Origin of the sequence: Vallitalea okinawensis, assembly GCF_002964605.1 — a bacterium.
GTDB lineage: Bacteria > Bacillota > Clostridia > Lachnospirales > PQDH01 > Vallitalea_A > Vallitalea_A okinawensis.
Genome location: NZ_PQDH01000005.1, coordinates 101,740 through 127,664, shown reverse-complemented (window position 1 = coordinate 127,664; position 25,925 = coordinate 101,740). Strand labels below are relative to the sequence as shown.

The following is a 25,925-nucleotide window of genomic DNA, read 5'->3' as shown; positions in this document are numbered from 1 at the left end:
CTAATAACTATTATTAATTATATAGTAATATGACTTTTATATCAAGAGCAAATTGTTAAGTATACAATATTTTAATTCGTAGATACTATGGATTGTAGCTGCTTAATTAATAATAGTTTCTAGAATGTATCAAGACGATAGATACTGTAATCCCTTAATATTAAAAGAAGATCAATATTAAAAGAGAATTGTCCATGATTTAATGAGTTAGGGAAGGTAAGATAAAGTTGTTGTTTTAAATTACATTATAATAGGAAGAGAGTATTTTTTTTATGATATAATTACCAGAAAATAGGTATTGAAATGTACCTATAACTCAAGTAAAATAGGTAATGTTGATTAAAATCTTCATATTTAGCAAGAAGTAAAAGAATATAGAAAATACTAATTGAATTAATTAATTACTATAAAGCCAGTAATTATTTAGTGGGATTCAATTTATAATTCAAGGTATACATATTGAACTTAATTATTAATCATGCTAAATGTTAAGCTCAATATAAATAGTTGAAAAAAATATTATAAAAAAGACTTGAAATTGGTCTTTCTTTGTAGTATAATATGTAACGTTGTGTGACATTGATAGTGATGAAGTGGGAGGTTGCCGTTTCGGCGGGTAAATTTCCATGGAGCGAATGTCAAGTTCGAGAAACTGACGACAAGTCACTGTACCAATATCGTTTTACATCCAATGGGTGTTAAGTGTGTGTAACAAATGCGACACACACGGATGAGTGTACAGTCACCACTTGTCGTGCTAAATTCAAGTACGAAAAGGAGGCGACTTTTTTTATGGCAAATCAAAAGATCAGAATTACATTAAAAGCTTATGATCATCAATTAATCGATCAATCTTCAACAAAGATTATTGAAACAGCAAAGAAGACTGGTGCTAAAGTTAGTGGGCCTATCCCATTACCAACAAAAAAAGAGATTGTTACTATTTTGAGAGCTGTACATAAGTACAAAGACTCAAGAGAACAATTCGAACAAAGAACGCATAAGAGATTAATTGATATCTTAATGCCATCAAACAAAACTGTTGACGCTTTAATGCGTTTAGATTTACCTGCAGGCGTTGACATTAAAGTTGATGTAAAAAATAATTAATTAGAAGGTTATTATTATTGTTGATAGATAAAGCAATTTTAAATTGTAAAAAGTCAACTCTAATAACCTAGAATGATTGCCACTAAAAAGGTAATCCGCTGTAGATTATTAGGAGGTGCGAAGATGAAAGCATTATTAGCTAAGAAAGTTGGTATGACTCAGATCTTCAATGAAGATGGAGTATTAGTACCAGTAACTGTATTAGAAGCAGGTCCTTGTAAAGTAACACAAGTAAAAACTGAAGAAAATGATGGTTATACTGCAGTTCAAATTGGTTTCGTTGATGCGAAAGATAAACACACTAACAAACCAATGCAAGGTCACTTCAACAAAGCAGGCGTTGAATTCAAGAGACATCTTAAAGAATTCAAACTTGAAGGTGAATTTGAAGTAGGTCAAGAATTAAAAGCTGATGTATTTGCTGAAGGCGATAAAATTGACGTAAGAGGTACTTCAAAAGGTAAAGGTTTTCAAGGTGCAATCAAAAGACATGGTTTTAGTATAGGACCTAAGGCACATGGTTCTAAATATCATAGATCTGCTGGTTCTATGGGTAACGCATCATTCCCAGGTAGAGTTTTCAAAGGTAAAAAACTAGCTGGACATATGGGTGCTGAAATTGTGACAGTTCAAAATTTAGAAGTTGTAAAAGTAATGCCAGAGAAAAACTTATTATTAGTTAAAGGTTCAATTCCAGGACCTAAAAAAGCAGTTGTTGAAATTAGAAGCGCTGTTAAAGGAAACTAATAACGGAAGGAGGCAGAAAAGATGGCAAAAGTAACGGTTTTTGATATGAACGGTAAGCAAGTAGGCGAAATCGAACTTAATGATGCAGTATTTGGTATTGAAGTGAATACACACGTTATGCATCGAGCTGTTGTTGGTCACCTTGCTAATAAAAGACAAGGAACACAAAGCGCTAAAACTCGTTCAGAAGTAAGAGGCGGTGGAGCTAAACCATGGCGTCAAAAAGGAACAGGTAGAGCTAGACAAGGTACAATTCGTGCTCCTCACTGGACTGGCGGTGGTGTAGCATTCGCTCCAAAACCAAGAGATTATTCTCAAAAGTTAAACAAGAAAGAAAGAAGATTGGCATTAAAATCTGCTTTAACATCTAAAGTTGCTGATCAAAAAATAATCGTTGTTGATGATTTAACAATGGGTGAAGTTAAAACAAAAACATTTAAAACTGCATTAGATGCTTTAAATATAAAGAAAGCATTAGTTGTAACTGGTGAGCAAAATGTTGTATTATCAGCTAGAAACATCCCTGGTGTTGAAACAACTAAAGCAGATCGTTTAAATGTATATGACATCTTAAAATATGATGCCTTTGTAGTAAGCAAAGCAGACATTGCTAAAATTGAGGAGGTGTATGCATAATGGCAGCTTTAAACTATTATGATATTATCTTAAAACCTGTTATCACTGAGAGATCAATGAACGATATGGCAGAGAAGAAATACACTTTCCTTGTTCATCCTGAAGCGACTAAAGTTCAAATCAGAGAAGCTGTTGAAAAAATGTTTGATGGTGTTAAAGTTACTCGCGTTAACACAATGAACAAACAAGGTAAAAACAAGCGTAGAGGAATGACTTCCGGTAAAACAGCCAAAACAAAGAAAGCTATTGTTAAGCTTACTGAAGATAGCAAAGATATCGATTTCTTTGAAGGGTTATAAAACAAATATATAATATTTGTTGATGGAATAGAAGATATATAATTTAACTGTTTTTTTAACCATGAAACGCTTGGTAGCGTGGTAGGTTCTAAAGAATGAAAGGAGTGAACACGCATGGCGATTAAAAGTTATAGACCATATACACCATCAAGAAGACATATGACAGTGTCAGCATTTGATGAAGTAACTAAGAAAAAACCAGAGAAGTCATTAGTTGTTAGCTTAGATAAACATTCTGGTCGTAATAACCAAGGTAAAATAACTGTAAGACATCGCGGCGGTGGCGCTAAGAAGAAATACAGAATCATAGATTTCAAAAGAAACAAAGATGGTATTCCAGCAAAAGTTGTGGCTATCGAATACGATCCAAACAGATCAGCTAACATTGCATTAGTATGCTATGCTGATGGTGAGAAGAAATACATCTTAGCACCTGTTGGTTTAAAAGTAGGTCACAAAATCATGAACGGACCAGAAGCTGAGATTAGAGTGGGTAATGCATTAGCACTCAAAGATATCCCAGTAGGTACACAAATCCACAATATCGAAATGAAACCTGGTAAAGGTGGACAATTAGTACGTGCAGCTGGTAACGTAGCGCAATTAATGGCTAAAGAAGGTAAACATGCGACTCTTCGTTTACCATCAGGCGAAATGCGTTTGGTTCCAATAGGCTGTCGTGCGACAATCGGTCAAGTAGGTAATACTGATCATGAATTAGTAACAATTGGTAAAGCAGGACGTAAGCGTCATATGGGTATTCGCCCAACAGTTAGAGGTTCTGTAATGAACCCTTGTGATCACCCTCACGGTGGTGGTGAAGGTAGAGCTCCTATCGGTCGTCCAAGTCCAATGACTCCATGGGGTAAACCTGCACTCGGCTTAAAGACAAGAAAGAAAAATAAACATTCTAATAAATACATTGTTCGTAGTCGTAAAAAGAAGTAATAAAATCTAAATAATGATTAAAAAAAAAGGAGGTCTAAAGGATGGGTAGATCTTTAAAAAAAGGACCATTTGCTGACGCGCATTTGCTTAAGAAAATTGATGCAATGAATGCAAATGGAGAGAAATCTGTACTCAAAACTTGGTCACGTCGTTCTACTATCTTCCCTCAAATGGTTGGACACACAATCGCTGTTCACGATGGTAGAAAACATGTACCTGTATTCGTTTCAGAAGATATGGTTGGTCATAAATTAGGTGAATTTGTTATGACAAGAACTTACCGTGGTCACGGTAAAGATGCAGAGAAAAAATCTAGAGTTCGCTAGTATTTGAAAGGAGGTCTGTAAGATGGCTAAAGGACATAGAAGTCAGATCAAAAGAGAACGTAATGCAAACAAAGATACTAGACCTAATGCCAAAGTGTCATATGCTAAAGTTTCAGCTACTAAAGCGAAAATTGTACTAGACACTGTAAAGGGTAAAAATGTTAGAGAAGCGGAAGCTATCTTAAGATATACACCAAGAAATGCTGCTAGAGTCATTGAGAAAGTTTTAAAATCAGCGATCGCTAATGCTGAGAATAACTTAGAAATGGATCCAAGCACTCTTTACATTGAAGAAGCTTTTGCAAATCAAGGACCTACGATGAAAAGAATTCGTCCAAGAGCGCAAGGTAGAGCTTATCGTATTGAGAAGAAAACAAGCCACATTACGATTATACTTAATGAGAGATAAGGAGGTTAAGCATGGGACAAAAAGTTAATCCTCATGGTCTTAGAGTCGGTGTTATTAAAGACTGGGACTCAAAATGGTACGCAGAGAAAAAATTTGCTGATTATTTAGTAGAAGATCATGAATTAAGAACCTATATTAAAAATAGATTATACTCAGCTGGTATTTCAAAGATTGAAATCGAAAGAGCTGCTGAAAGATTAAAAATCAATATCCATACTGCTAAGCCAGGTATTGTTATTGGTAAAGGTGGTTCAAGTATTGAACAACTTAAGAGAGAGTTAACTAAGCTTACAGATAAAAGATTAATCATCAACATTGTTGAGGTTAAAAGACCTGAGAAGGATGCCCAATTAGTATCTGAGAACGTAGCTTTACAATTAGAAAACCGTGTTGCTTTCCGTAGAGCGATGAAGCAATCAATGGGTAGAGCATTTAAAGCTGGCGCTAAAGGTATTAAAGTTTCTGTATCTGGTCGTCTAGGTGGAGCAGAGATGGCTCGTACTGAATTCTATACAGAAGGTAATATTCCTTTACAAACTTTACGTGCTGATATCGATTATGGATTCGCAGAAGCGGATACAACTTATGGTAAAATCGGTGTTAAAGTATGGATTTATCATGGAGAAGTTCTTCCAGTTAAGGAAGGGAGAGATCGCTAATGTTAATGCCTAAAAGAGTAAAACGTCGTAAACAATTCCGTGGTCGTATGAAAGGTAAAGCTACAAGAGGTAACAAAGTCAACTATGGTGATTTTGGTATCGTAGCTCAAGAACCAGGCTGGATCACATCAAATCAAATAGAAGCTGCTCGTATCGCCATGACTCGTTACACAAAACGTGGTGGTCAGGTATGGATCAAAATCTTCCCTGATAAGCCTGTTACAGCAAAGCCTGCTGAAACACGTATGGGTAAAGGTAAAGGATCACCTGAGTATTGGGTAGCTGTTGTTAAACCAGGTCGCGTTATGTTTGAATTAGGTGGCGTAGACGAGGAAATAGCTAGAGAAGCTTTAAGACTAGCAGTACACAAACTACCTATTAAGTGCAAAATAGCTTCTCGCGAAGAACTGGAAATGGGTGGTGATAGCGAATGAAAACTACTAAATTCGTAGATGAATTAAGAAATAAAACAACTGAAGAACTTCAAGTAGAGTTAGTAAGCGCTAAAAAGGAGTTATTCAACTTAAGATTCCAAAACGCTACTAACCAATTAGATAACACTTATAGAATTAAAGAAGTAAGAAGAAGTATTGCCAGAATTCAAACAATTTTAACTCAAAAAGCACAAGCTGCTAAGTAAGAATCCGGAAGGAGGTAGTATCTGTGGCAGATAGAAATTTAAGAAAAACAAGAGTTGGTGTAGTTACTAGTGATAAAATGGATAAAACAATCGTAGTATCTGTTGTTAACAATGTAAAACACCCATTGTACGGAAAAGTAATGAAAAGAACGTATAAATTAAAAGCTCATGATGAAGAGAACACTTGCCATATCGGTGATAAAGTAAAAGTTATGGAAACAAGACCGTTGTCAAAAGACAAAAGATGGAGACTTGTTGAAGTTATCGAAAGAGCTAAGTAATGAATCCAGGAAGGAGGTCATACAATGGTCCAACAAGAAAGTAGATTAAAAGTAGCGGATAATACAGGTGCTAAAGAATTGTTATGTATCCGTGTTTTAGGCGGTTCAGGTAGAAGATACGCTCACGTTGGTGATGTAATCGTGGCTTCTGTTAAAGATGCAACACCAGGTGGCGTTGTAAAAAAAGGTGAAGTTGTAAGAGCGGTAGTTGTTAGAACTAAAAAAGGTGTAAGACGTAAAGATGGTTCTTATATCAAATTTGATCAAAACGCGGCTGTTGTAATCAAAGATGATAAAACTCCAAAAGGTACTCGTATTTTCGGACCTGTAGCTAGAGAGTTAAGAGAGCATAAATACATGAAAATTTTATCATTAGCACCAGAAGTTCTGTAAGGAGGTGTTAGGACATGAGACTAAAAAAAGGTGATTTAGTAAGAGTTATTGCTGGTACTGATAAAGGTAAAGAAGGTAAAGTCTTATCAGTAGACAGAAAAACTAATAGAGTAATCGTTGAAGGTGTTAACATGATTACTAAGCATGTTAAGCCAAGCGCAGTTAACCAAGGTGGTATGATACATCAAGAGGCTGCAGTAAGCGCTTCTAACGTAATGTACGTACACAAAGGTGAAACAACACGTTTAGGTGTTGAGGTTAAAATGGAAGAAAGAAACGGCCGTCAAAAAGCTGTACGTTATAGAGTAGCAAAGTCTACTGGAGAGATCATTGACTAGTACGAGAGAGGAGGTCGCAGGCATTGAGTAGATATAAAGAGTTGTATAAAAATGAAGTTGTTGACGCTATGATGAAAAAATTCAATTACAAAAATGTAATGGAAGTTCCTAAGGTTGAAAAAATCGTTATCAACATGGGCGTTGGCGAAGCTAAAGATAATTCCAAAGTATTAGAAGCTGCTGTAAAAGATATGACTACTATTGCAGGTCAAAAACCTATCATCACAAAGGCAAAGAAATCTGTGGCGAACTTCAAACTTAGAGAAGGTATGCCAATCGGTTGTAAAGTAACGTTACGTGGTGAAAACATGTATAACTTTGCTGATCGTCTTATCAATTTAGCATTACCTCGTGTACGTGACTTTAGAGGTGTAAATCCTAATGCTTTTGATGGAAGAGGAAACTACGCTTTAGGTATTAAAGAACAGATTATCTTCCCAGAAATCGAATATGATAAAATTGATAAAGTTAGAGGTATGGACATTATTTTTGTTACTACAGCTAACTCAGACGAAGAAGCTCGTGAACTATTAAAATTAATGGGAATGCCTTTCAGCAAGTAAAAGGAGGTAACTAGAGTGGCTAAAAAATCGATGAAAATCAAACAACAGCGCGAACCTAAGTTCTCTACAAGAGCTTATAACCGTTGTCGTATATGTGGTCGTCCACATGGATATTTAAGAAAATATGGTATATGCAGAATTTGCTTCCGCGAATTAGCTTATAAAGGTCAAATACCAGGCGTTAAAAAAGCAAGTTGGTAAACACACGGAAGGAGGTAGTACATTATGACAATGAGCGATCCAATTGCAGATATGCTTACAAGAATTCGTAACGGTAATACAGCAAAGCATGATAAAGTAGATGTACCTGCATCAAAAATCAAAGTTGCTATCGCTGATATTTTAGTTAAAGAAGGATACGTTAAAGGCTTTGAATTAATCGAAGACGGACATATTAAAACAATTCGCATCGAATTGAAATATGGTAGAGATAAAAATGAAAAAGTTATTACAGGTATCAAAAGAATTTCTAAACCAGGTTTACGTGTATACGCAGGTAAAGAAGAATTACCAAAAGTATTAGGTGGTTTAGGAACAGCTCTTATTTCTACAAACAAAGGTATCTTAACAGATAAAGATGCTAGAAAACAAAACGTAGGTGGCGAAGTATTAGCATTTATTTGGTAATAACGCCCGAGATTGAAATAGCAATAGGGAGGTGCAACTAATGTCTCGTATCGGTAAAATGCCTATCGAAATCCCAGCAGGGGTTGAAGTTAAATTAGCTGAAGGCAATCATGTTACAGTTAAAGGTTCTAAAGGAACTTTAGAAAAACGATTACCAGAAGAAATGAACATCACTGTAGAAGACAATCAAGTTGTAGTTACTCGTCCTAACGATTTAAAGAAAATGAGATCTTTACATGGTCTTACAAGAACTTTAATCGCTAATATGGTTGAAGGAGTAACTAAGGGCTTCGAGAAAAAGTTAGAAATCAATGGTGTTGGTTATAGAGCAGCAAAGCAAGGAAAAAAATTAAACCTTACATTAGGTTATTCTCACCCAGTTGAAATGGAAGATCCAGCAGGATTAGAGTCAGTTGTTGAAGGTACTAACGTTATCATTATTAAAGGTATTGATAAAGAAAAAGTTGGTCAATATGCAGCTGAGATTCGTTTCAAGAGACCACCAGAGCCATATAAAGGCAAAGGTATTAAGTACGCTGATGAAGTTATTCGTCGTAAAGAAGGAAAAACTGCTAAGTAAGTAAAGGGGTGAAATAGACATGATCAAAAAGCCAAGTAGAAGCGCAAATCGTGTGAAAAAGCACAAGCGTTTAAGATATACATTAGTTGGTACTTCTGAAAAGCCACGTCTATGTGTTTTCAAAAGTAACAACCATATGTATGCACAAGTTATAGATGATACAAAAGCTCACACTTTAGTATCTGCATCTACTATGGAAGCTGATATTAAAGCTAACTTAGAAAAAACTAACAACGTTGATGCAGCTAAAGTTGTTGGTGAAGCAGTAGCTAAAAGAGCTATGGAAAAAGGTATCACAAGAGTAGTATTTGACAGAAGCGGATATATATATCATGGAAAAGTTCAAGCTTTAGCTGATGCAGCAAGAGAAGCTGGCTTACAATTCTAGGTTAGGAGGTTAGTCTGAATGAATAATACAAAGATTGATACTAGCACTTTAGACTTAAAAGAAAAAGTAGTATCTATCAAGCGTGTTACTAAAGTTGTTAAAGGTGGTCGTAACTTCCGTTTCGCAGCTTTAGTCGTTGTAGGTGACGAGAATGGACACGTAGGATACGGGCTAGGTAAAGCGATTGAGATTCCTGAAGCGATCCGTAAAGGTATCGAAGACGCTAAAAAGAATTTAGTTTATGTTCCTCGTAATGAGAACGGTAGTATTTACTATGATCACACTGGTAAATTCGGTAGCGCAGAAGTGCTAATGAAAACAGCTGCTGAAGGTACAGGAGTTATCGCTGGTGGTCCAGCGCGTGCCGTACTTGAGTTAGCTGGTGTTAAAAACATCAGAACAAAATCTTTAGGTTCAAACAATAAACAAAACGTTGTTGCTGCAACTGTTAAAGGTTTAGGCGAACTTAAAACTCCTGAACAAGTGGCTAAGCTACGTGGCATCAGTGTAGAACAGCTATTAGGATAGGAGGGATTAAAGTGGCTAAAACGTTAAAAGTAACTTTAGTGAAATCCACGATTGGCAACAAGCCAAAAACTAGAAAAACAGTTGAAGCTTTAGGTTTAACTAAACTTAATAAAACTGTTGAACATACAGATAATCCTGCAATTCGCGGTATGATTGCAAGAGTTAATCACTTAGTAAAAGTTGAAGAAGTAGAATAATCATTAAAGGAGGTGCAGGCATGAACTTAACAGAATTAAGACCAGCTAGTGGTTCGAGAGATGATAATTGGAGAAAAGGTAGAGGTCACGGTTCTGGTAACGGTAAAACAGCTGGTAGAGGTCACAATGGCCAAAATGCTCGTTCTGGTGGCGGTGTAAGACCAGGTTTCGAGGGGGGCCAAATGCCTTTAGCTAGACGAATCCCTAAAAGAGGATTTACTTGCCGTAACTCAAAAGAAATTATCGGAATCAATGTTGATCGTTTAAATATTTTCGAAGACGGTACTGTTGTTACAGTTGAAGTTTTAAAAGCAACTGGTATCGTAAGTAACCCAAAAGATGGCGTTAAGATCTTAGGTAATGGTGAATTAACTAAGAAATTAACAGTTCAAGTTAACGCAGTTAGTAAAACTGCTAAGGAGAAAATTGAAGGGGTCGGAGGAAAAGTTGAGGTGATTTAATTGTTTACCACTGTAAGAAATGCCTTTAAAATACCAGATTTAAGAAAAAAACTTTTGTATACGTTAATGATGTTTGTAGTCATCCGTTTAGGTGCTGCAATTCCTGTTCCAGGTATTAATTCAGAAGTAATGGCACAATTCTTTAGCGGCGACAATGCTTTCTTAGGACTTATGGATGCTATTACAGGTGGGTCATTGGCTCAAATGACGATTTTTGCAATGGGTGTTGTTCCATACATCAATGCATCCATCATCATGAACCTGTTAACAATAGCAATTCCAAAGTTAGAAGAAATGCAAAAAGACGGTGAAGATGGCCGTAAAAAACTTGCAAAAGCGACTCGTTATTTAACTGTTGCTTTAGCAGCAGTTCAAGCATTTGGTATTACATTTGGTTTCAAAAACTATGGTATCTTTATGTATGATAGCTTATGGGCATATTTCATAGCTATAGTAGCATTAACAGCCGGTACTGCGTTCTTAATGTGGTGCGGTGAAAGGTTAACAGAAAATGGTATCGGCAATGGTATGTCACTTATCATTTTTGTTAACATCATCTCAAGAATACCTCGTGACGTCAGATCAGTAGCAGCTAGTGGGGAGCCAATAACAATTACAATCGTGACAATATTATTATTAGCTATGGTTGCATTTGTTGTTCTTTTACAATCAGGGGAAAGAAGAATACCTGTTCAGTACGCTAAGCGTGTTACAGGTAGAAAAGTGTATGGAGGTCAATCCACACACATTCCTATGAAAGTAAATACAGCTGGGGTTATACCTATTATCTTTGCATCATCATTATTAACATTCCCAACCATTTTGACAAGTTTCTTCGGAATTGATCAATCTGGTACTTGGGGCACAATCTTGCACTACTTGAGTTATTCAGAATCATGGACTGGTGCAATTTTATATGTACTATTTATTATTTTCTTTGCATATTTCTATACAACGATTACTTTCAATCCAATAGAGATTGGAAATAATATGAAGAAAAATGGTGGATTTATCCCTGGTATTCGTCCAGGAAAACCAACAACAGACTACTTAGTAAAAGTACTCAACCACGTTGTATTTGTTGGTGCTGTTGGTCTTGCAGTTGTTGCTTTAGTACCAATCGTGTTATCAGCTGTATTCAACGTTGGTCAACTGTTAGTGGGCGGTACATCACTATTAATCGTAGTAGGGGTAGCATTAGAGTCTGTGAAACAAATTGAGGCTCAAATGTTAATGCGCCACTATACTGGATTCCTTAACTAAAAAAGGAGTGGTGATTTGAAACTCATTATGTTAGGTGCGCCAGGAGCTGGGAAAGGTACCCAAGCTTCTGTGCTATCTGAAAAATACGAAGTTCCTCATATTTCTACTGGGGACATATTTAGAGCTAATATTAAGAACGGTACAGATTTAGGAAAAAAAGCTAAAGAGTATATGGATCAAGGGTTACTTGTTCCAGATGAATTGGTTGTAAACTTGGTTGTTGATCGTTTACAACAAGAGGATGCTAAAAAAGGATACGTTTTAGACGGATTCCCAAGAACTATTCCTCAAGCTAAAGCTCTTGATGCTGAGTTAGAAAAACAAGGTGCGGCCATCGACTACTGTGTAGATGTAGAAGTACCAGATGAAGTGATCGTAGACAGAATGTCCGGTCGAAGAGTATGTCCAAAATGCGGTGAACCTTATCATCATGAATTTAAAATCCCTAAAGTTGACAATGTTTGCGATAAAGATGGGGAAACTTTAATTCTAAGAAAAGATGATGAGCCTGAAACAGTATTAAAACGTCTAAATGTTTATCACGAACAAACTCAACCTCTCATAGATTATTACAGTAGTAAAGGTATTCTCGTTGAAGTAGATGGGACGAAAGACGTTAAAGGAGTTACTGAGCAAATTGTAGCTTCATTAGGAGAGAAGTAAAATGGCTATTACGATTAAAAATGCAGACCAGATCCTAAAGGTCCGAGAGGCATCAAAAATTGTTGCAGAAGTTCATGGTTTAATGAAAGAAGCTGTCAAGCCAGGTATATCCACTTACGAGTTGGATAAAATGGCTGAAGATTTGATTAGAAGTAGAGGTGCTGTACCTTCCTTTAAAGGTTACTATGGCTACCCAGCTTCCATCTGTGCTTCCATTAACGATCAAGTTATTCATGGTATTCCTAGTAAGAACACTGTTCTTCAAGAAGGGGATATCATTAGTGTAGATGTAGGGGCGTATCTCAATGGCTATCACGGTGATGGAGCCAGAACCTACCCAGTTGGTGAAATCTCCGAGGATGCAAAGGATCTTATCGAAGTGACTAGAAACAGTTTCTTTGAAGGAATTAAATTTGCAAAAGAGGGCAATCATTTACATGAGATCTCTTCTAACATACAAAAATACGTTGAATCACATGGTTACTCTGTTGTACGCGATTTTGTTGGTCACGGTATTGGAGAAAGTATGCATGAGGACCCTCAAATACCTAATTATAAAGTTAGGGGAAGAGGTCCAAAGCTTCAAAAAGGTATGACATTAGCCATTGAACCTATGGTCAACATAGGACGTCATGAAGTCAGAGTTCTTTCAGATAATTGGACGGTTATTACTATCGATGGGTCTTTATCAGCTCATTATGAACATACCATCCTTATTACTGAAGATAGTCCAGAATTACTAACCCAGATAGATTAGAAGTTTTCTGATAAGAAGCTTCCTGTAATAACTGAGGTGAATGAATATATATGTTAGAATTTCAAGTAGGTCAGATCGTTAAGTCGAAGGCAGGCAGAGATAAAGATCATTATTTTATAATAATTGAGGATTTAGGTGAATATGTATATTTAGTAGATGGTCATCTACGTAAATTAGAAAAGCCTAAAAAGAAAAAGAAAAAACATCTGCAGACCATCAATGTTATCGTGAATGATCTTAAAGAACAAATAATCGAAGGATATAAAATTACTAATGCCGATATACGTAAAGCATTAGAGTTATATGTAGATGATTTGTTAGAGGTGAATTAAGGAGGTTCGAGGATGTCAAAAAAGGACGTTATAGAAGTTGAAGGTAAAGTTTTAGAGAAACTTCCTAACGCTATGTTTCAGGTTGAACTTGAAAATGGACATAAGATCCTAGCGCATATTAGTGGTAAACTAAGAATGCACTACATTCGTATATTACCAGGTGATAAAGTGACAATTGAAATGTCACCTTATGACTTAACAAAAGGACGCATTATTTGGCGTGATAAATAATCGCAAATAGAAAGGAGCGATTCTGATGAAAGTAAGAGCATCTGTTAAGCCTATTTGTGAAAAGTGTAAAGTGATTAAGAGAAAAGGTAGAATTCGCGTTATTTGTGAAAATCCTAAACACAAACAAAAACAAGGCTAAAGAGTTATAAAACGTAATAAAAAACAGTTGCATTATTCACCAGTTTATTATATAATAATAAATTGTGAGTATTTATTTGATTGCGGCTGCAATTATGAACCACACGGCTAAGTTGTAGCCTGGTTCATGTTGCTGATAGAAGATAAATAAAAGATTCTTATGTTTAACTTAACCCTCTAATAAAGTTAAACGAGGATCAATAATGAACATTAATTTTGAAACGATTTTCTAAATTAATCAAGGAGGTGCGAGAGGTAGATGGCTCGTATTGCTGGTGTAGACTTACCAAGAGAGAAACGTGTTGAAGTTGGCTTAACTTATATTTATGGTGTTGGCCGTTCAACATCTATTCGTATCTTAAAAGAATCAGGAATTAACCCTGACACAAGAGTTAGAGATTTAACTGACGAAGAAGTTGCAAAAATACGTTCTATTATAGATGAGTCCTGTAATGTAGAAGGGGACTTACGTAGAGAAATTGCATTAAACATCAAACGTTTAATGGAAATCGGTTGTTACAGAGGATTACGTCATAGAAGAGGTCTTCCTGTTAGAGGTCAAAAGACTAAGACTAACGCGAGAACTCGTAAAGGTCCTAAACGTACTGTAGCTAACAAGAAAAAATAAGCTGAGGAGGTTGGAGTAAATGGCTAAAAAACCGTCTAAAAGAAATGTACGTAGACGTCAAAAAAAGCATGTTGAGCGTGGACAAGCGCATATCCAATCCACTTTTAACAATACTATTGTTACATTAACTGACACTGCAGGCAACGCACTTTCTTGGGCTAGTGCAGGTGGATTAGGATTCAGAGGTTCTAGAAAAAATACTCCATATGCTGCTCAAATGGCTGCTGAAACAGCTGCTAAAGCTGCTATGGATCACGGTTTAAAAACAGTGGAAGTCATGGTTAAAGGTCCTGGTTCAGGTAGAGAAGCTGCTATTCGTGCGCTTCAAGCTGCTGGATTAGAAGTTACAATGATTAAAGACGTAACTCCAGTACCACATAATGGTTGTCGTCCACCAAAACGTAGAAGAGTATAATTAAGCTAGGAGGTGTAACAGAATGGCAAGATACAGAGGTGCTGTATGTAGATTATGCCGTAGAGAAGGCCAAAAATTATTCTTAAAAGGCGAAAGATGTTTTTCAGATAAATGTGCTGTAACAAGAAGACCATATGCACCAGGTCAGCATGGTCAAGCACGTAAAAAACAATCCGAATACGGTTTACAATTAAGAGAGAAGCAAAAAGCAAAAAGAATCTATGGTGTTTTAGAAACACAATTTAGAAACTACTTTGCTGAAGCTGATAAAAAATCAGGTATCACTGGTGAAAACTTATTAAAGTTATTAGAAATGCGTTTAGATAACGTTGTTTATAGAGCAGGATTTGGTCGTTCAAGAACAGAAGCTCGTCAAGTTGTTAGACATAACCACATTGAGGTTAATGGTAGAAAAGTAAACATTCCTTCATACGAAGCAAAACCAGGTGACGTGATTACACTTAAAGAGAAATCACAAGGTGCTCAAAGATTCAAAGATATCTTCGAGACTACTGAATCTAGAATTGTTCCTGAATGGATGGATGCTGATACTGAAAACTTCACTTTTAAAGTAACAGATGTTCCAACAAGAGAACAAATCAACATCGATGTTCAAGAGACGCTCATCGTCGAGCTTTACTCAAAATAGTAATACCTAAGGTTATTATGATCTTAGATGTTTATGCTCATTGTTTTACCCTCATTAAGGAACTTAAAAAAATAAAGGAGGGTTCATGTGTTAGAATTTGAAAAACCACGTATCGAGATAGAAGAAATAAATGAAGAGAAAACTTATGGTCGTTTTGTTGTTGAACCTTTAGAGAGAGGTTACGGTACAACTTTAGGTAATTCTTTAAGAAGAATTATGTTATCCTCTTTACCTGGTGCAGCAGTAAGCAGCATCAAGATTGAAGGTGTACTTCATGAATTCAGCACTATTCCAGGTGTTGTTGAAGATGTTGCTGAAATCATCCTTAACCTTAAAAGTTTAGCTATTAAAAACAATAGTGATAGTATGGAACCTAAAGTTGCATACATTGAATTTGAAGGCGAAGGCGTGGTTACTGCTGGCGACATCAAGGTTGATCCCGATATCGAAATTGTAAATCCAGACTTAAAAATCGCTACTTTAAGCGGTGGTGCTGATAGTAAGTTATTCATGGAGCTAACAATTACTAGAGGTAGAGGTTATGTTGGTGCTGATAAAAACAAATCCAATGACCAACCTATTGGTGTTATACCAGTAGATTCAATCTACACACCTATTCAAAGAGTTAACTTTGCAGTAAATAACACTCGTGTTGGTCAAATTACTGATTACGATAAGTTAAATCTTGAAGTATGGACTGATGGAACAATTGATCCTGATGAAGCTGTTAGTTTAGCTGCAAAGGTATTAAATGACCATCTGGCACTATTCATTGATCTTTCTGATAATGCAAGACATGCAGAAATCATGGTTGAAAAAGAAGAAGATCAAAAAGAAAAGGTTCTTGAAATGACCATAGAGGAACTTGATCTTTCTGTTCGTTCTTACAACTGTTTAAAACGAGCGGGTATTAACACAGTTGAAGATTTAACTAATAGAACCGAAGAAGAAATGATGAAAGTGCGTAATTTAGGTAGAAAATCGCTCGAAGAAGTATTAAATAAAATGCAAGAATTAAGTCTAGCATTAAAGCCTACAGAGGATTAATTTGGACTGAATTTGAAAGGAGGTTTACCAGTGGCTGGATACAGAAAGCTTGGTAGAACAACTGCTCAAAGAAAAGCTTTACTTAGAAATCAAGTAACTAATTTATTATACCACGGTAGAATTAAGACAACTGAGAGTAAAGCTAAAGAAGTTAGAAAAATGGCTGAAAAAATGATCGCATTAGCAGTAAAAGAAATGGATAACTTCGAAGAAGTTACAGTTACAGCTAAAGTGCCTAGAAAAGATGCTGAAGGCAGACGTGTAAAAGAAGAAGTAGACGGTAAGAAAGTTACTGTTTATGATGAATTAGAGAAGACTATCAAAAAAGATAAAGCTACTCGTTTACACGCAAGAAGACAAATGTTAAAAGTACTTTACCCTGTTGTTGAAGTACCTGGTAACAAAAAGAGATCAGCTAAAAAAGTTGATATGGTTGCAAAAATGTTTGACGAAGTTGGACCTAAGTACCAAGACCGTAATGGTGGTTACACAAGAATGATCAAAATCGGTCAACGTAAAGGTGACGGTGCAATGGAAGTATTTATTGAATTAGTATAATTGTAATGGGGCTACTAATAGGCAGAGTTTATTAGTAGTCTTTTATTATGCCCTTTTTTCCCCTCTCTCCTTCTCTTATATTTCACCACAAAAGTAAACAATTTAGGAAATTTTACGCAAAAAAAACTGTGTTTTGTGCTATAATGGTAAAGTGAGTTAAATGTACTAAATAATATATATAATTCGACATTTTTCTTATTAATACATATTATGAGGGGGAGTATCAATGTATTGTAAACATTGTGGCACTGAGCTAAAGGAAGGATACATCTTCTGCGACCAATGTGGAACCAAAGCTGAAGATGTAAATCACCAAATAGAGACAGAAACAATTCATATACCAGAAGAAAATATTATCCAAGTAGATAATAAAGTTGATGAGGAAGAAGCTAAGCTTCCAAAAGTAGTTAACAAGCCTGAAAACAATAACAATCAGGTAAGTCAGCAGAATCAAAAGAAGAAAAGTAATGGCGGTAAGATAGCTGTAGTAATAGTGTTAGTTCTTTTACTGTTTATCATAGGTTCAGCTAGTTTCATTGGCTACAATCTGTACTACATAAAGAGTTCACAAGTGGAATATGCTTTTAAAGAAACATCTTTAGATGAAACAGAGAATTCATATACATACTCAGATGATGGCAAAATGAGCTTAGAATTATCATCAGATATTATTAATACAATGCTTGAAGATCAATTGAAAACATTAGCAAAAAGTGATGAGCAACTAGAAGGCATATTTATTGATCTTGATAAAGAATTATTGCATTTGAAATATAAATCTCTAGGGATTGAAATGCCTTTAGTATCTGAAGTTGATATGGATTATGATGAGAATGGATTAGTGATAGAAGCTAAAAGTTATAAATTAGGAAAGAAGGCCCGTTCACTGCCATTTTTTATTGATATACCTAAGGAGCTAAAGCAGATTACTTTAGAAATGAATCAGGAATCAGATTTATATGTAGTTGATGATGTCCAAATCGATGATGGTGAAGTGGAGATCACACTAACACTGGATGAGCAGGAAATTGGAAAAGCTATCAGAGGTCTTATTTCACAATCAGACTCGTTCATGATGGATAACTACTATAGTTTCTATGAGACCACTAACGGGATAGATCAAGCTTATGAAATTATTTCTTACGGTGAAATGTTCGATGATGAAGTAGATGAATATGTGGAAAGTATCATGACAGACGGACTACTAATGAAAGAATTTCTTGTCTTTATAAATGATGATGCACTAAATCAATTTTATGAAAACTATGGCGAAGTTTTAGCAAGTAAGGTCACAAAAGAAGATGTGTTATTACTTAAAGAGGATTATAAAATAATCGAAACAATTAACTTTGCACAAGTGATTCTAGACAGTTTTGATAATTACTATTATGATTACAGCGGTGATCTTCTACTGTATAAAAACGCTATTTATGATTATACCATTAGAGAGTTTATATCTACAGAGTACATATGTGATTTTTATGGACTTGATAACAGTCAAGCAAAAAACATGTATCTATCCATGGAAGATGCTTATACAGCTTTTATTTATTATAAGAGTGATTCAGGAAAAAACTATAAGATTAATTATTATGATTATGAGATAACAGATATTGAATTTAATTATGATATAACATATCCTACAGAAACAGAAGTTACTGAAACTGAATTGGATAAGATAACAGCAGCAACGCGTCCTTTAGATATCGTATGGGAAGATGAACTAATCTTCTATAGATATTTGAGAATCGTAGAGGACTCAGCTTATGCAGTTCTGTCAACGGAGTATGGATTAGATTACTTATATGCAGTTGCCTATACTAGAAATGGTGATGCTTGGGAAGCTGTTAGTGTTGATGATTACTATGAAGACTTGACAACATACTACCCAGATTTTAATGTATTCACTTTACCTATAGAAGAGCCTAATTTTGTTTATCTCAATTCTCTATATGAAGATGACTTTACTGTTTTAATTAATAACATATACAGTACTGGCTACATAACACATACGGACTATCAAGTATTATTTTATACCTATATAGACGAATTAATCTATCTTGTTCTAGATGATGGAAGTGAATTTATCGTAGAAGTGGATTATTATGGCACAATCCAGAACGTTTATGATCTAGAGACAGCCTATGATTTATTCTATATACCAGAGTATTTAGTACTCGGTGCAATTCGATAAGGGGGTTATGAGATGAAGTGTAGTCAATGTGGTTTTGAAAACGGTGAACAGGGTAAATTCTGTGGCAAATGCGGCGCTTCTATGAATCAAGAGAAAAACGAAGTCATCGAAATACAAATTGAAGTGGAAGAAGAGCAAACTAATTCAGAAGATGATGTAGTAATAGAAGATGACGACAGCATAAAGGATCAGAATGAAGTAGAAAATAATGAACCAGTAGGAAATGAAAATGTAGTTGAAGAGGAAAATGATGAAAGTACAGAGCTTATCAATGTAAAAGAAGAAACTAAAAAGTCTAATAAAGTAAACTTGAAGCTATTGCTTGGTATTGGAGGGGGTATTCTTGCTGTCCTCATATTAGTTTTTGCTGGTAGTAAGGTGGTCACTTCCACAGGAGCAAGTTCAAAGTATGTAGATCTATCCAATGCACCTTTTGTATATGCTGCAGACGGGGATCATTATATAATGCCAATTGGTGAAGAAGCCATTGAAATCAAAGGTACTGTTGACTATGTACGTACTAAGAATACCAAGGATTATTATATTTCTACACAGGAAGGTAAACTCTATCATTATCAATTAGGTAATGAGGATATAGAAAAAATAGATAAAGACGTATTAACCTTTAGGATTTCTGAGGATGGTAAGACTGTAGTCTATGAAACACAAGATGATAATGATTTATACCTATATCAGAATAATGATGTCGAACTCATTGAGAAAGATATATGGAGCTTTGAGATGAGTGCAAATGGTAAGTACATAGCCTATATTAGTGAGTATGAAGTATCAGAAGGTGGAGAATTACACTTATACAAAGTAGGTAAAGAAGAAGAAGAGTTAGAGAATGAAGCAAGCGAAGTAGCAGCTGTTTTTGATGATGGAAGTATTTATTACCTTGATGAAGATTATCGTTTGTACTATCAAAAGGGCGATGATAAGCAGCGTATAGCTAAAGATGTTTACGATTATGCTTTCTCAACCAAAGGGGATAAAGTTGCTTGGATCAACGATGATGATGAATTGTATATCAAAGTTGGCGATCGTGAAGAAAAGATTGATAAAGGCGTAGCGTACATCTATACAGCATATTGGGCAGCTCACTCCAATCGCTTAGATCTTATCTATAATAAAGATTATGAAAAAGATTACTTATTAATAGAAGAAGATGAAAAAGGGAAAAAACTAAGTGAAGACTATATGAGTTATGACTATGCAAGCTTTGAGCCTATGTATGCTATTGCTGATGATGAAGATTTAAGTGTCTATCATCGCAAGGGGAAAGAATGGCAAGAAGAGAAGATAGAAAATGAAGAAGACATTCAATACGTGCTGGTCTCAGCTTATGGTGACTATGTAGTTTTTGCTGATGATGATAATCAATTATTTTATTGGAAAAGCGGTGAGCCTCGACTGATCGATAAAGACTTTGATTATAATACAGGACAAATTTGGATGGATAAAGACAGTCATACGATTATTTATACAGATGAGGATAAGACATTAAAGGTCAGCAAAAAAGGTAAAGAAGGTACAGAGATTATCGATGATGTTCAAGATTTTTATGTTAGAAATCTAAAAACTATATTAGTGGCCGATGAAGATGGAGATTTGATGCAAGTAAACCTTAAAGGTGATACAGAAGGAGTAGAAGATGATTTTGAAGGTTTCTACTATATAGGGACTTGGTAAGGAGAAATAATGATGAAAATATGTAATAACTGTGGGGCAAGTTTGGCAAATGATGCTCAGTTCTGTACAAAGTGTGGTAGCAGATACGAAGCTAAAAGGAAAACATCAACGTTTAAAATTATTCTGTTGATTGGTAGCTTTTTGCTATTATTTCTTGTGCTTGGTATTGCAGCTTATGCATTTATCAACAAAGATCCTGTAGATCGAGTGTTACTAAGTTATAAAAATCTATTTGAAGCTGATGAATATGAAGCTGTGACTACTATTACATACGATGTGAAGTCCAGTATCCAGGATGACACTATGAATTTAGTAGTGAACATGATTGAAGACTCAGATATCGTGGTTACAACTCAGAAAAAGGATGATCAACAGTACGCTATTCTAGAAATGAATTATGATGAGGAAGAAATATTTACAATGGATGTTTTTGTCAATAAAGAATATATAGCTGTTAACATACCTATTATCTATGATGAGATGTTCTTTGTGAAGTGGGAAGAGCTAGACGAAATGGTGGAAACATTAAACGAAGAGTTCTATATGGATATTCCGGAACTAGAATATTTGGAATATGTAAAGATCTTTAATGTAGAAGATTCAAAAGAGTTTAATGCCATTGATCAAAAGAAATACTACAATTTTATTAAAGGGTATTATGAAGGTAAAATAACGAAGGGATCTCTAGTAGACGTTACCTATACAGAAGGTAAGAAAGAAAAAGAGGTCAAATGCCGAGAGTATACCGTTACACAAGATATAAAAGATGTTGAAGATTTAACATTAGAATTATTTGAAATGCTTATAGAGGATGAGGAAGTTGAGGCTCTCCTAGTTGCTAAATTCAATGAATTTCTTGATGTCTTAGTTGATACAAAAGATTATGAAAACCTCTACATAACAGAAGATGAGATAGAAGACGCTCGAGATGAATTTGATGATAATTACGAAGAGGGTATGGAGAGTCTTTTAGAAGGTATGGAGTATGGTTTTGACATGAATGAAGAGGAGATTGAGCAAGATAATACAACTATTTATCGTATTGATCGAAATAACCGTATCAGAAGCATTACCGTGGAAAATGAAATGAAGATTGATCAATATGGCGATTATGTTAAAGTTAATATGACGACAGAAACCGTCTATAATAAGTTCAAAAACATTTCACTAGACATACCGGACATTGAAGATGATGATGCAGTAGATTTAGCTGATATTAATGAACAAGATCTAATGGTGATTAGTAATGAAATTGAGGCAAATATCGGAAAGATAATCATGAAAAACGAAGCTTTCCAGAGCCTAATGATGTATAATGGATTTTTCTAAAAGTAATACAAAGGGCACATGGTTTGATACATGTGTCCTTTTACTGTCAAAAATTTGTTCTAAAAATATGGACAACCTCATAGGATGTTATATAGAAAAATGTTCTTGAAAGAAAAGGGGTTGTACAGGGATGAAAGGCTATAAGATAAATATACGAGCGATAACAATTGAACAGGCTATGGAACTTCATGACCATGGTTATGCATTAGAAGTACATGACGGCAAAAAGGCTAAGGTTTTTAAAGAAAACTATTTTAAAACAATTATGATATTAGATTAAAGAAAGATAGCACATAATCAATTAATTTCAACCTAACAAAGACTTTGTTTGTATAGTTGAAAATATGGATTATGTGCTTTTTACGTTCAACCTTGTATTAGTCTTTTCTATACTGTATAATGTATTGTTAGAGTATAGTTGAATTCTATTCAAGTTTAAAAGCGTGGTGAAGTCATGGACAAAATTGTTTCTTCAAAAGGGCTCGTCTATGAGTATCTTGTTCATAACGAGTTTGGAGAAGTTGAAGATAAAAAGAGAGCTATTGATCAAGTGGATTTAGAAGTGGAACAAGGTGAGTTTATTGTCATTTTAGGACATAATGGTTCTGGTAAATCTACATTGGCTAAACATATAAATGCGTTACTGCATCCCACTGAGGGAACCTTATTAGTTAAAGGTTTAGATACCAGTGATCAAAATAATATCTGGGATATTCGTCAATCAGCTGGTATGGTATTTCAAAACCCAGACAATCAAATTATAGCTACTATTGTAGAAGAGGATGTAGCATTTGGACCAGAGAATCTAGGGGTTCATCCAGCAGAGATTCGGAGAAGAGTGGATGAATCATTAATGGCAGTAGATATGTATCATTATAAAGATCATTCTCCTAATAAATTATCAGGTGGGCAAAAACAAAGAATAGCCATAGCTGGGGTACTGGCCATGAGGCCGGAATGCATTATACTTGATGAACCTACAGCAATGCTAGATCCTTCTGGCCGTCAAGAAGTAATGGATGCAGTTCTTCGCCTCAATGAGGAAGAAGGTATCACCATTATTCACATTACACATTACATGGAGGAAGCTATTCGAGCAGACCGTGTTATTGTTATGGAGGAAGGAAGGGTTGTTAAGCAAGGTCGACCTAAAGAAGTTTTCGCTGAGGTAGAATTAATGAAAAACTTAGGATTAGATGTACCACAAGTAACAGAAGTTGCTTACGAGTTAAATAATTTAGGAATTGAAATTTCCCAAGAAATACTATCAATAGATGAGATGGTGAATGCGATATGCCAATTGAAACAAAAAGTTTAACATATATCTATGGAGAAGGTACTCCTTATGAAAAGACAGCCATCAAGGATGTTAATATAGCCATTAATAACGGTGAGTTTATAGGGTTAATTGGGCATACTGGTTCAGGCAAATCAACACTTATTCAACACTTTAATGCCTTATTAAAGCCTACTTCTGGTAAAGTAATCGTCAATGGAAAAGATTTGGGGGATGATAAGACCAGCAAAAAGGAAGTAAGGCAAAAAGTTGGATTAGTCTTTCAATATCCTGAACATCAACTATTCGAGATGACAGTCTATAAAGATGTAGCTTTTGGACCAGAGAATTTAGGTCTCAATAAAGAAGAAGTGGACCAACGTGTGATACGTTCTTTAAAGTTAGTAGGTCTTACTGAAAAGCATTATGAGAAGTCCCCATTTGAATTATCTGGGGGACAAAAGAGAAGAGTAGCCATTGCAGGGGTATTAGCTATGGAACCTGACATATTAATATTAGATGAGCCAACAGCTGGTCTTGATCCAAAAGGACGAGATGAAATTCTAGACCAGGTGAAGGCATTACATGATGAAACAGGTATTACAGTTATTCTCGTTTCTCATAGTATGGAGGATGTCGCTAAATATGTGGAGCGACTCATCGTTATGGGAGATGGTCACGTACAATTTGATGGTTCACCAAAAGAAGTGTTCAAAAACAGTAAAGAGCTGGTTGAGATGGGATTAGGCGTTCCACAAGTAACAGATCTAATGAATGCTTTACAAGAAAAGGGTTTTCATATACCTGATACAATTATTACGGTAGAAGAAGCAGTTAACTACCTGAAAGATACCTTAGATAGAAAAGTAGGTGTATAGATGTTACGTGATATTACAATAGGACAGTATTACCCAACTCATTCATTTATACACAGATTAGATCCACGTTCCAAATTGTTATTAACGATTGGATACATTATTGTATTATTTGTTGTTGATAATTTTTGGGGATTTGCGATAGCAGCGCTATTTTTAGGTGCATGTATAAGAATTTCAAAAGTTCCTCTTAAATTCATTTTAAAAGGGTTAAAAGCTGTTATCATGATTTTGATATTTACATTAATATTGAATGTATTTTTTACCAGTGGTGGAACAACCTTAGTTGAGTGGGGAGTTATTAAAATAACAACACAAGGATTATACCAAGCGGCATTTATGGCAGTCCGCTTAATGTTCTTAATCATTGGCTCATCATTGCTGACGTTAACGACTTCACCAATTGAATTAACCGATGGTCTAGAAAATTTATTGAGCCCACTAAAAAAAATTAAAGTACCGGCCCATGAAATTGCTATGATGATGACCATAGCATTACGATTCATACCTATTCTCTTAGAAGAGACTGATAAAATAATGAAAGCTCAAATGGCAAGAGGTGCAGACTTTGAAGAAGGTGGATTAATTAAAAAAGCCAAGAGTATGATACCTCTATTGGTACCTCTATTTATATCAGCTTTTAGACGAGCAGATGAGTTAGCTATGGCTATGGAAGCCCGTTGTTACCGCGGTGACGTTAATCGTACAAGGATGAAACAGTTGAAATACAGTAAAAATGATGCACTTACTGCTAGTGTGTTTGCATTATTTACGGTTGTTATCTTTATGTCGGCATATTATATAAAGTAATCAATGGGATAATTAAGTTACAGATGGGTTAGTTATAAAGAGGGATATACATGAGAAAAATTAAAATAACAATTGCATATGAAGGTACAGCTTTTAATGGTTGGCAACGGCAAAATAATGCAGTAGGGATAGAAGAAAAAGTAGAAGAGGCTTGTAAAAAGATTTTTATCGAGCCTATTAAAATCACTGGTGCTAGTCGTACAGATACAGGTGTCCATGCATTAGGGCAAGTTGCTACCTTTGAAACCAGTAAAGACATACCTTTAAAGAACATACCTTATGCATTGAATTCTAAGTTACCAGAGGATATTGTTGTTGTTGGAGCAGAAGTGGTTCATCAAGACTTCCATCCCAGGTATTCAGCTATTAAGAAAACCTACCAATACCGTATTTATAACGGCCAATTTCTTCTTCCAAATCTACGAAAGCAGGTAGCTTTTGTACCAACTGAGCTGAATATAGATCTCATGGAAAAAGCTTGTGAACTTTTTATAGGTCAACATGACTTTAAAGGCTTTTCATCTACAGGATCATCAGTAAAAACCACAATACGTACTATTTTTGATATGCATTTAATCATTGATCAAGATTTAATATCAATACAAGTTACAGGGGATGGTTTTCTCTATAACATGGTGAGAATTATTGCTGGTACATTAATTGAAGTTGGGCAGGGAAAACGCTCTCTAGAGGAAGTTAAAGAGGCTATTGATTTATGTGACAGAAATAAGGCTGGTAAGACAGCACCAGCAAAAGGTCTTACTTTAGTTAAGATCTATTATTGATATAGAGTCAATGGCTCACTGCTCCATAGAACCCCTATATGCTTTCGGTATCGAATAGACGGAGTATGATCAATGCTAGGGGACTTGGAATAAATAACTTATCGAAGTAAATAACTTTACAATTGACATCTAATAATCTATAGCGTTATAATG

40 protein-coding genes are annotated in these 25,925 nt (G+C 35.3%); all 40 read left to right on the top strand.

Going from position 1 to position 25,925, the window contains the following annotated elements; all coding sequences use genetic code 11:
• Positions 1 to 792 precede the first annotated feature (792 nt).
• The 40 genes from rpsJ (at position 793) to truA (ending at position 25,772) form a co-directional block, all read left to right on the top strand.
• The gene (gene rpsJ, locus C1Y58_RS15060; RefSeq protein WP_105616907.1) at positions 793 to 1,110 is read left to right on the top strand and encodes a 30S ribosomal protein S10; all 318 of its coding nucleotides are present in this window, start codon (positions 793 to 795) and stop codon (positions 1,108 to 1,110) included.
• A gap of 123 nt (positions 1,111 to 1,233) precedes the next feature.
• Entirely contained in the window at positions 1,234 to 1,857 is a 624-nt protein-coding gene (gene rplC / locus C1Y58_RS15055; protein WP_105616906.1) for a 50S ribosomal protein L3, read from the top strand.
• Between the two features lie 21 nt (positions 1,858 to 1,878).
• A complete protein-coding gene (rplD, locus tag C1Y58_RS15050; RefSeq protein WP_105616905.1) occupies positions 1,879 to 2,493 on the top strand; it encodes a 50S ribosomal protein L4 in 615 nt (204 codons plus the stop codon).
• Positions 2,493 to 2,792, top strand: coding sequence for a 50S ribosomal protein L23 (rplW, locus tag C1Y58_RS15045; RefSeq protein WP_105616904.1), 300 nt, complete (start codon positions 2,493 to 2,495; stop codon positions 2,790 to 2,792). The genes rplD and rplW overlap by 1 nt, the downstream gene beginning before the upstream one ends.
• Before the next feature lie 114 nt (positions 2,793 to 2,906).
• Positions 2,907 to 3,740: a 50S ribosomal protein L2 gene (gene rplB, locus C1Y58_RS15040; RefSeq protein ID WP_105616903.1), complete on the top strand. Its 834-nt coding sequence runs from the start codon at positions 2,907 to 2,909 to the stop codon at positions 3,738 to 3,740.
• 41 nt (positions 3,741 to 3,781) lie between these two features.
• Positions 3,782 to 4,066 (top strand): 30S ribosomal protein S19, encoded by a 285-nt coding sequence (gene rpsS, locus C1Y58_RS15035; protein WP_105616902.1) that lies wholly within the window; start codon positions 3,782 to 3,784, stop codon positions 4,064 to 4,066.
• A 22-nt stretch (positions 4,067 to 4,088) separates the two neighbouring features.
• Positions 4,089 to 4,475, top strand: a complete 387-nt coding sequence (gene rplV, locus C1Y58_RS15030; protein WP_105616901.1) for a 50S ribosomal protein L22 — start codon at positions 4,089 to 4,091, stop codon at positions 4,473 to 4,475.
• Between the two features lie 11 nt (positions 4,476 to 4,486).
• On the top strand, positions 4,487 to 5,134 hold the full coding sequence (gene rpsC, locus C1Y58_RS15025; protein WP_105616900.1) for a 30S ribosomal protein S3: 648 nt from the start codon (positions 4,487 to 4,489) through the stop codon (positions 5,132 to 5,134).
• Positions 5,134 to 5,568, top strand: a complete 435-nt coding sequence (gene rplP, locus C1Y58_RS15020) for a 50S ribosomal protein L16 (protein ID WP_105616899.1) — start codon at positions 5,134 to 5,136, stop codon at positions 5,566 to 5,568. Before rpsC ends, rplP begins: the two co-directional genes overlap by 1 nt.
• Positions 5,565 to 5,774, top strand: coding sequence for a 50S ribosomal protein L29 (rpmC, locus tag C1Y58_RS15015; RefSeq protein ID WP_105616898.1), 210 nt, complete (start codon positions 5,565 to 5,567; stop codon positions 5,772 to 5,774). The genes rplP and rpmC overlap by 4 nt, the downstream gene beginning before the upstream one ends.
• 23 nt (positions 5,775 to 5,797) lie before the next feature.
• Positions 5,798 to 6,055, top strand: a complete 258-nt coding sequence (rpsQ, locus tag C1Y58_RS15010) for a 30S ribosomal protein S17 (protein ID WP_170311605.1) — start codon at positions 5,798 to 5,800, stop codon at positions 6,053 to 6,055.
• Between the two features lie 24 nt (positions 6,056 to 6,079).
• Positions 6,080 to 6,448 carry a 50S ribosomal protein L14 gene (gene rplN, locus C1Y58_RS15005; RefSeq protein ID WP_105616896.1) on the top strand — a complete coding sequence of 123 codons (369 nt, stop codon included), beginning with the start codon at positions 6,080 to 6,082 and terminating at the stop codon, positions 6,446 to 6,448.
• Positions 6,449 to 6,462: 14 nt separating this feature from the next.
• On the top strand, positions 6,463 to 6,786 hold the full coding sequence (gene rplX / locus C1Y58_RS15000; RefSeq protein WP_105616895.1) for a 50S ribosomal protein L24: 324 nt from the start codon (positions 6,463 to 6,465) through the stop codon (positions 6,784 to 6,786).
• Between the two features lie 23 nt (positions 6,787 to 6,809).
• Positions 6,810 to 7,349, top strand: coding sequence for a 50S ribosomal protein L5 (gene rplE / locus C1Y58_RS14995; protein ID WP_105616894.1), 540 nt, complete (start codon positions 6,810 to 6,812; stop codon positions 7,347 to 7,349).
• Positions 7,350 to 7,364: 15 nt separating this feature from the next.
• Positions 7,365 to 7,550 (top strand): type Z 30S ribosomal protein S14, encoded by a 186-nt coding sequence (locus C1Y58_RS14990; protein ID WP_105616893.1) that lies wholly within the window; start codon positions 7,365 to 7,367, stop codon positions 7,548 to 7,550.
• Positions 7,551 to 7,574: 24 nt separating this feature from the next.
• Complete coding sequence (rpsH, locus tag C1Y58_RS14985; RefSeq protein WP_105616892.1) at positions 7,575 to 7,976, top strand: 30S ribosomal protein S8; 402 nt, start codon at positions 7,575 to 7,577, stop codon at positions 7,974 to 7,976.
• A gap of 40 nt (positions 7,977 to 8,016) precedes the next feature.
• A complete protein-coding gene (gene rplF, locus C1Y58_RS14980; RefSeq protein WP_105616891.1) occupies positions 8,017 to 8,556 on the top strand; it encodes a 50S ribosomal protein L6 in 540 nt (179 codons plus the stop codon).
• A 19-nt stretch (positions 8,557 to 8,575) separates the two neighbouring features.
• Entirely contained in the window at positions 8,576 to 8,944 is a 369-nt protein-coding gene (rplR, locus tag C1Y58_RS14975) for a 50S ribosomal protein L18 (RefSeq protein WP_105616890.1), read from the top strand.
• Between the two features lie 18 nt (positions 8,945 to 8,962).
• Positions 8,963 to 9,472 carry a 30S ribosomal protein S5 gene (rpsE, locus tag C1Y58_RS14970; RefSeq protein WP_105616889.1) on the top strand — a complete coding sequence of 170 codons (510 nt, stop codon included), beginning with the start codon at positions 8,963 to 8,965 and terminating at the stop codon, positions 9,470 to 9,472.
• 11 nt (positions 9,473 to 9,483) lie between these two features.
• A complete protein-coding gene (gene rpmD, locus C1Y58_RS14965; protein ID WP_105616888.1) occupies positions 9,484 to 9,669 on the top strand; it encodes a 50S ribosomal protein L30 in 186 nt (61 codons plus the stop codon).
• 20 nt (positions 9,670 to 9,689) lie between these two features.
• On the top strand, positions 9,690 to 10,130 hold the full coding sequence (gene rplO, locus C1Y58_RS14960; protein ID WP_105616887.1) for a 50S ribosomal protein L15: 441 nt from the start codon (positions 9,690 to 9,692) through the stop codon (positions 10,128 to 10,130).
• Positions 10,131 to 11,393 carry a preprotein translocase subunit SecY gene (gene secY / locus C1Y58_RS14955; RefSeq protein ID WP_105616886.1) on the top strand — a complete coding sequence of 421 codons (1,263 nt, stop codon included), beginning with the start codon at positions 10,131 to 10,133 and terminating at the stop codon, positions 11,391 to 11,393.
• A gap of 15 nt (positions 11,394 to 11,408) precedes the next feature.
• Positions 11,409 to 12,056, top strand: a complete 648-nt coding sequence (locus C1Y58_RS14950; protein ID WP_105616885.1) for an adenylate kinase — start codon at positions 11,409 to 11,411, stop codon at positions 12,054 to 12,056.
• A gap of 1 nt (position 12,057) precedes the next feature.
• Positions 12,058 to 12,813, top strand: coding sequence for a type I methionyl aminopeptidase (gene map / locus C1Y58_RS14945; RefSeq protein ID WP_105616884.1), 756 nt, complete (start codon positions 12,058 to 12,060; stop codon positions 12,811 to 12,813).
• A gap of 50 nt (positions 12,814 to 12,863) precedes the next feature.
• Positions 12,864 to 13,145, top strand: a complete 282-nt coding sequence (locus tag C1Y58_RS14940; protein WP_105616883.1) for a KOW domain-containing RNA-binding protein — start codon at positions 12,864 to 12,866, stop codon at positions 13,143 to 13,145.
• A gap of 12 nt (positions 13,146 to 13,157) precedes the next feature.
• Entirely contained in the window at positions 13,158 to 13,376 is a 219-nt protein-coding gene (gene infA / locus C1Y58_RS14935; RefSeq protein WP_105616882.1) for a translation initiation factor IF-1, read from the top strand.
• Positions 13,377 to 13,401: 25 nt separating this feature from the next.
• Complete coding sequence (gene rpmJ, locus C1Y58_RS14930; RefSeq protein WP_105616881.1) at positions 13,402 to 13,515, top strand: 50S ribosomal protein L36; 114 nt, start codon at positions 13,402 to 13,404, stop codon at positions 13,513 to 13,515.
• Between the two features lie 258 nt (positions 13,516 to 13,773).
• Positions 13,774 to 14,142 (top strand): 30S ribosomal protein S13, encoded by a 369-nt coding sequence (gene rpsM / locus C1Y58_RS14925; RefSeq protein ID WP_105616880.1) that lies wholly within the window; start codon positions 13,774 to 13,776, stop codon positions 14,140 to 14,142.
• 19 nt (positions 14,143 to 14,161) lie between these two features.
• Positions 14,162 to 14,557, top strand: a complete 396-nt coding sequence (gene rpsK, locus C1Y58_RS14920) for a 30S ribosomal protein S11 (RefSeq protein WP_105616879.1) — start codon at positions 14,162 to 14,164, stop codon at positions 14,555 to 14,557.
• A 22-nt stretch (positions 14,558 to 14,579) separates the two neighbouring features.
• Complete coding sequence (gene rpsD, locus C1Y58_RS14915; RefSeq protein WP_105616878.1) at positions 14,580 to 15,206, top strand: 30S ribosomal protein S4; 627 nt, start codon at positions 14,580 to 14,582, stop codon at positions 15,204 to 15,206.
• Positions 15,207 to 15,293: 87 nt separating this feature from the next.
• Positions 15,294 to 16,253, top strand: a complete 960-nt coding sequence (locus C1Y58_RS14910; RefSeq protein WP_105616877.1) for a DNA-directed RNA polymerase subunit alpha — start codon at positions 15,294 to 15,296, stop codon at positions 16,251 to 16,253.
• A 30-nt stretch (positions 16,254 to 16,283) separates the two neighbouring features.
• The gene (locus tag C1Y58_RS14905) at positions 16,284 to 16,811 is read left to right on the top strand and encodes a bL17 family ribosomal protein (RefSeq protein ID WP_105616876.1); all 528 of its coding nucleotides are present in this window, start codon (positions 16,284 to 16,286) and stop codon (positions 16,809 to 16,811) included.
• Positions 16,812 to 17,037: 226 nt separating this feature from the next.
• Complete coding sequence (locus tag C1Y58_RS14900) at positions 17,038 to 19,005, top strand: zinc ribbon domain-containing protein (RefSeq protein ID WP_105616875.1); 1,968 nt, start codon at positions 17,038 to 17,040, stop codon at positions 19,003 to 19,005.
• A gap of 12 nt (positions 19,006 to 19,017) precedes the next feature.
• Positions 19,018 to 20,697, top strand: coding sequence for a zinc ribbon domain-containing protein (locus C1Y58_RS14895; RefSeq protein ID WP_105616874.1), 1,680 nt, complete (start codon positions 19,018 to 19,020; stop codon positions 20,695 to 20,697).
• Between the two features lie 12 nt (positions 20,698 to 20,709).
• Positions 20,710 to 22,026, top strand: coding sequence for a zinc-ribbon domain-containing protein (locus C1Y58_RS14890; RefSeq protein WP_105616873.1), 1,317 nt, complete (start codon positions 20,710 to 20,712; stop codon positions 22,024 to 22,026).
• Positions 22,027 to 22,156: 130 nt separating this feature from the next.
• Positions 22,157 to 22,306, top strand: coding sequence for a hypothetical protein (locus C1Y58_RS26475; RefSeq protein ID WP_157950117.1), 150 nt, complete (start codon positions 22,157 to 22,159; stop codon positions 22,304 to 22,306).
• 174 nt (positions 22,307 to 22,480) lie between these two features.
• Entirely contained in the window at positions 22,481 to 23,344 is an 864-nt protein-coding gene (locus tag C1Y58_RS14885; protein WP_105616872.1) for an energy-coupling factor transporter ATPase, read from the top strand.
• Entirely contained in the window at positions 23,320 to 24,180 is an 861-nt protein-coding gene (locus C1Y58_RS14880; protein WP_105616871.1) for an energy-coupling factor transporter ATPase, read from the top strand. The genes C1Y58_RS14885 and C1Y58_RS14880 overlap by 25 nt, the downstream gene beginning before the upstream one ends.
• On the top strand, positions 24,181 to 24,987 hold the full coding sequence (locus C1Y58_RS14875; RefSeq protein ID WP_105616870.1) for an energy-coupling factor transporter transmembrane component T family protein: 807 nt from the start codon (positions 24,181 to 24,183) through the stop codon (positions 24,985 to 24,987). It abuts the gene before it with no gap.
• A gap of 50 nt (positions 24,988 to 25,037) precedes the next feature.
• The gene (gene truA, locus C1Y58_RS14870; protein WP_105616869.1) at positions 25,038 to 25,772 is read left to right on the top strand and encodes a tRNA pseudouridine(38-40) synthase TruA; all 735 of its coding nucleotides are present in this window, start codon (positions 25,038 to 25,040) and stop codon (positions 25,770 to 25,772) included.
• Positions 25,773 to 25,925: the final 153 nt, after the last annotated feature.

Excerpts from the sequence above, each read along its gene's own strand:
- C1Y58_RS14880 (WP_105616871.1), top strand. The coding sequence starts at position 23,320 with ATGCCAATTGAAACAAAAAGTTTAACATATATCTATGGAGAAGGTACT.
- rplP (WP_105616899.1), top strand. The coding sequence starts at position 5,134 with ATGTTAATGCCTAAAAGAGTAAAACGTCGTAAACAATTCCGTGGTCGT.
- rpsC (WP_105616900.1), top strand. The coding sequence starts at position 4,487 with ATGGGACAAAAAGTTAATCCTCATGGTCTTAGAGTCGGTGTTATTAAA.
- rplX (WP_105616895.1), top strand. The coding sequence starts at position 6,463 with ATGAGACTAAAAAAAGGTGATTTAGTAAGAGTTATTGCTGGTACTGAT.
- C1Y58_RS14900 (WP_105616875.1), top strand. The coding sequence starts at position 17,038 with ATGTATTGTAAACATTGTGGCACTGAGCTAAAGGAAGGATACATCTTC.
- rplC (WP_105616906.1), top strand. The coding sequence starts at position 1,234 with ATGAAAGCATTATTAGCTAAGAAAGTTGGTATGACTCAGATCTTCAAT.
- C1Y58_RS14875 (WP_105616870.1), top strand. The coding sequence starts at position 24,181 with ATGTTACGTGATATTACAATAGGACAGTATTACCCAACTCATTCATTT.
- rpmC (WP_105616898.1), top strand. The coding sequence starts at position 5,565 with ATGAAAACTACTAAATTCGTAGATGAATTAAGAAATAAAACAACTGAA.
- C1Y58_RS26475 (WP_157950117.1), top strand. The coding sequence starts at position 22,157 with ATGAAAGGCTATAAGATAAATATACGAGCGATAACAATTGAACAGGCT.
- map (WP_105616884.1), top strand. The coding sequence starts at position 12,058 with ATGGCTATTACGATTAAAAATGCAGACCAGATCCTAAAGGTCCGAGAG.
- C1Y58_RS14940 (WP_105616883.1), top strand. The coding sequence starts at position 12,864 with ATGTTAGAATTTCAAGTAGGTCAGATCGTTAAGTCGAAGGCAGGCAGA.
- rpmJ (WP_105616881.1), top strand. The coding sequence starts at position 13,402 with ATGAAAGTAAGAGCATCTGTTAAGCCTATTTGTGAAAAGTGTAAAGTG.
- C1Y58_RS14885 (WP_105616872.1), top strand. The coding sequence starts at position 22,481 with ATGGACAAAATTGTTTCTTCAAAAGGGCTCGTCTATGAGTATCTTGTT.
- rplF (WP_105616891.1), top strand. The coding sequence starts at position 8,017 with ATGTCTCGTATCGGTAAAATGCCTATCGAAATCCCAGCAGGGGTTGAA.
- C1Y58_RS14895 (WP_105616874.1), top strand. The coding sequence starts at position 19,018 with ATGAAGTGTAGTCAATGTGGTTTTGAAAACGGTGAACAGGGTAAATTC.
- rplD (WP_105616905.1), top strand. The coding sequence starts at position 1,879 with ATGGCAAAAGTAACGGTTTTTGATATGAACGGTAAGCAAGTAGGCGAA.
- rpsH (WP_105616892.1), top strand. The coding sequence starts at position 7,575 with ATGACAATGAGCGATCCAATTGCAGATATGCTTACAAGAATTCGTAAC.
- rplW (WP_105616904.1), top strand. The coding sequence starts at position 2,493 with ATGGCAGCTTTAAACTATTATGATATTATCTTAAAACCTGTTATCACT.
- rplN (WP_105616896.1), top strand. The coding sequence starts at position 6,080 with ATGGTCCAACAAGAAAGTAGATTAAAAGTAGCGGATAATACAGGTGCT.
- rplR (WP_105616890.1), top strand. The coding sequence starts at position 8,576 with ATGATCAAAAAGCCAAGTAGAAGCGCAAATCGTGTGAAAAAGCACAAG.
- C1Y58_RS14890 (WP_105616873.1), top strand. The coding sequence starts at position 20,710 with ATGAAAATATGTAATAACTGTGGGGCAAGTTTGGCAAATGATGCTCAG.
- infA (WP_105616882.1), top strand. The coding sequence starts at position 13,158 with ATGTCAAAAAAGGACGTTATAGAAGTTGAAGGTAAAGTTTTAGAGAAA.
- rpsE (WP_105616889.1), top strand. The coding sequence starts at position 8,963 with ATGAATAATACAAAGATTGATACTAGCACTTTAGACTTAAAAGAAAAA.
- rplO (WP_105616887.1), top strand. The coding sequence starts at position 9,690 with ATGAACTTAACAGAATTAAGACCAGCTAGTGGTTCGAGAGATGATAAT.
- rpsM (WP_105616880.1), top strand. The coding sequence starts at position 13,774 with ATGGCTCGTATTGCTGGTGTAGACTTACCAAGAGAGAAACGTGTTGAA.
- rpsK (WP_105616879.1), top strand. The coding sequence starts at position 14,162 with ATGGCTAAAAAACCGTCTAAAAGAAATGTACGTAGACGTCAAAAAAAG.
- truA (WP_105616869.1), top strand. The coding sequence starts at position 25,038 with ATGAGAAAAATTAAAATAACAATTGCATATGAAGGTACAGCTTTTAAT.
- rpsJ (WP_105616907.1), top strand. The coding sequence starts at position 793 with ATGGCAAATCAAAAGATCAGAATTACATTAAAAGCTTATGATCATCAA.
- rplB (WP_105616903.1), top strand. The coding sequence starts at position 2,907 with ATGGCGATTAAAAGTTATAGACCATATACACCATCAAGAAGACATATG.
- rpsS (WP_105616902.1), top strand. The coding sequence starts at position 3,782 with ATGGGTAGATCTTTAAAAAAAGGACCATTTGCTGACGCGCATTTGCTT.
- rplV (WP_105616901.1), top strand. The coding sequence starts at position 4,089 with ATGGCTAAAGGACATAGAAGTCAGATCAAAAGAGAACGTAATGCAAAC.
- rpsD (WP_105616878.1), top strand. The coding sequence starts at position 14,580 with ATGGCAAGATACAGAGGTGCTGTATGTAGATTATGCCGTAGAGAAGGC.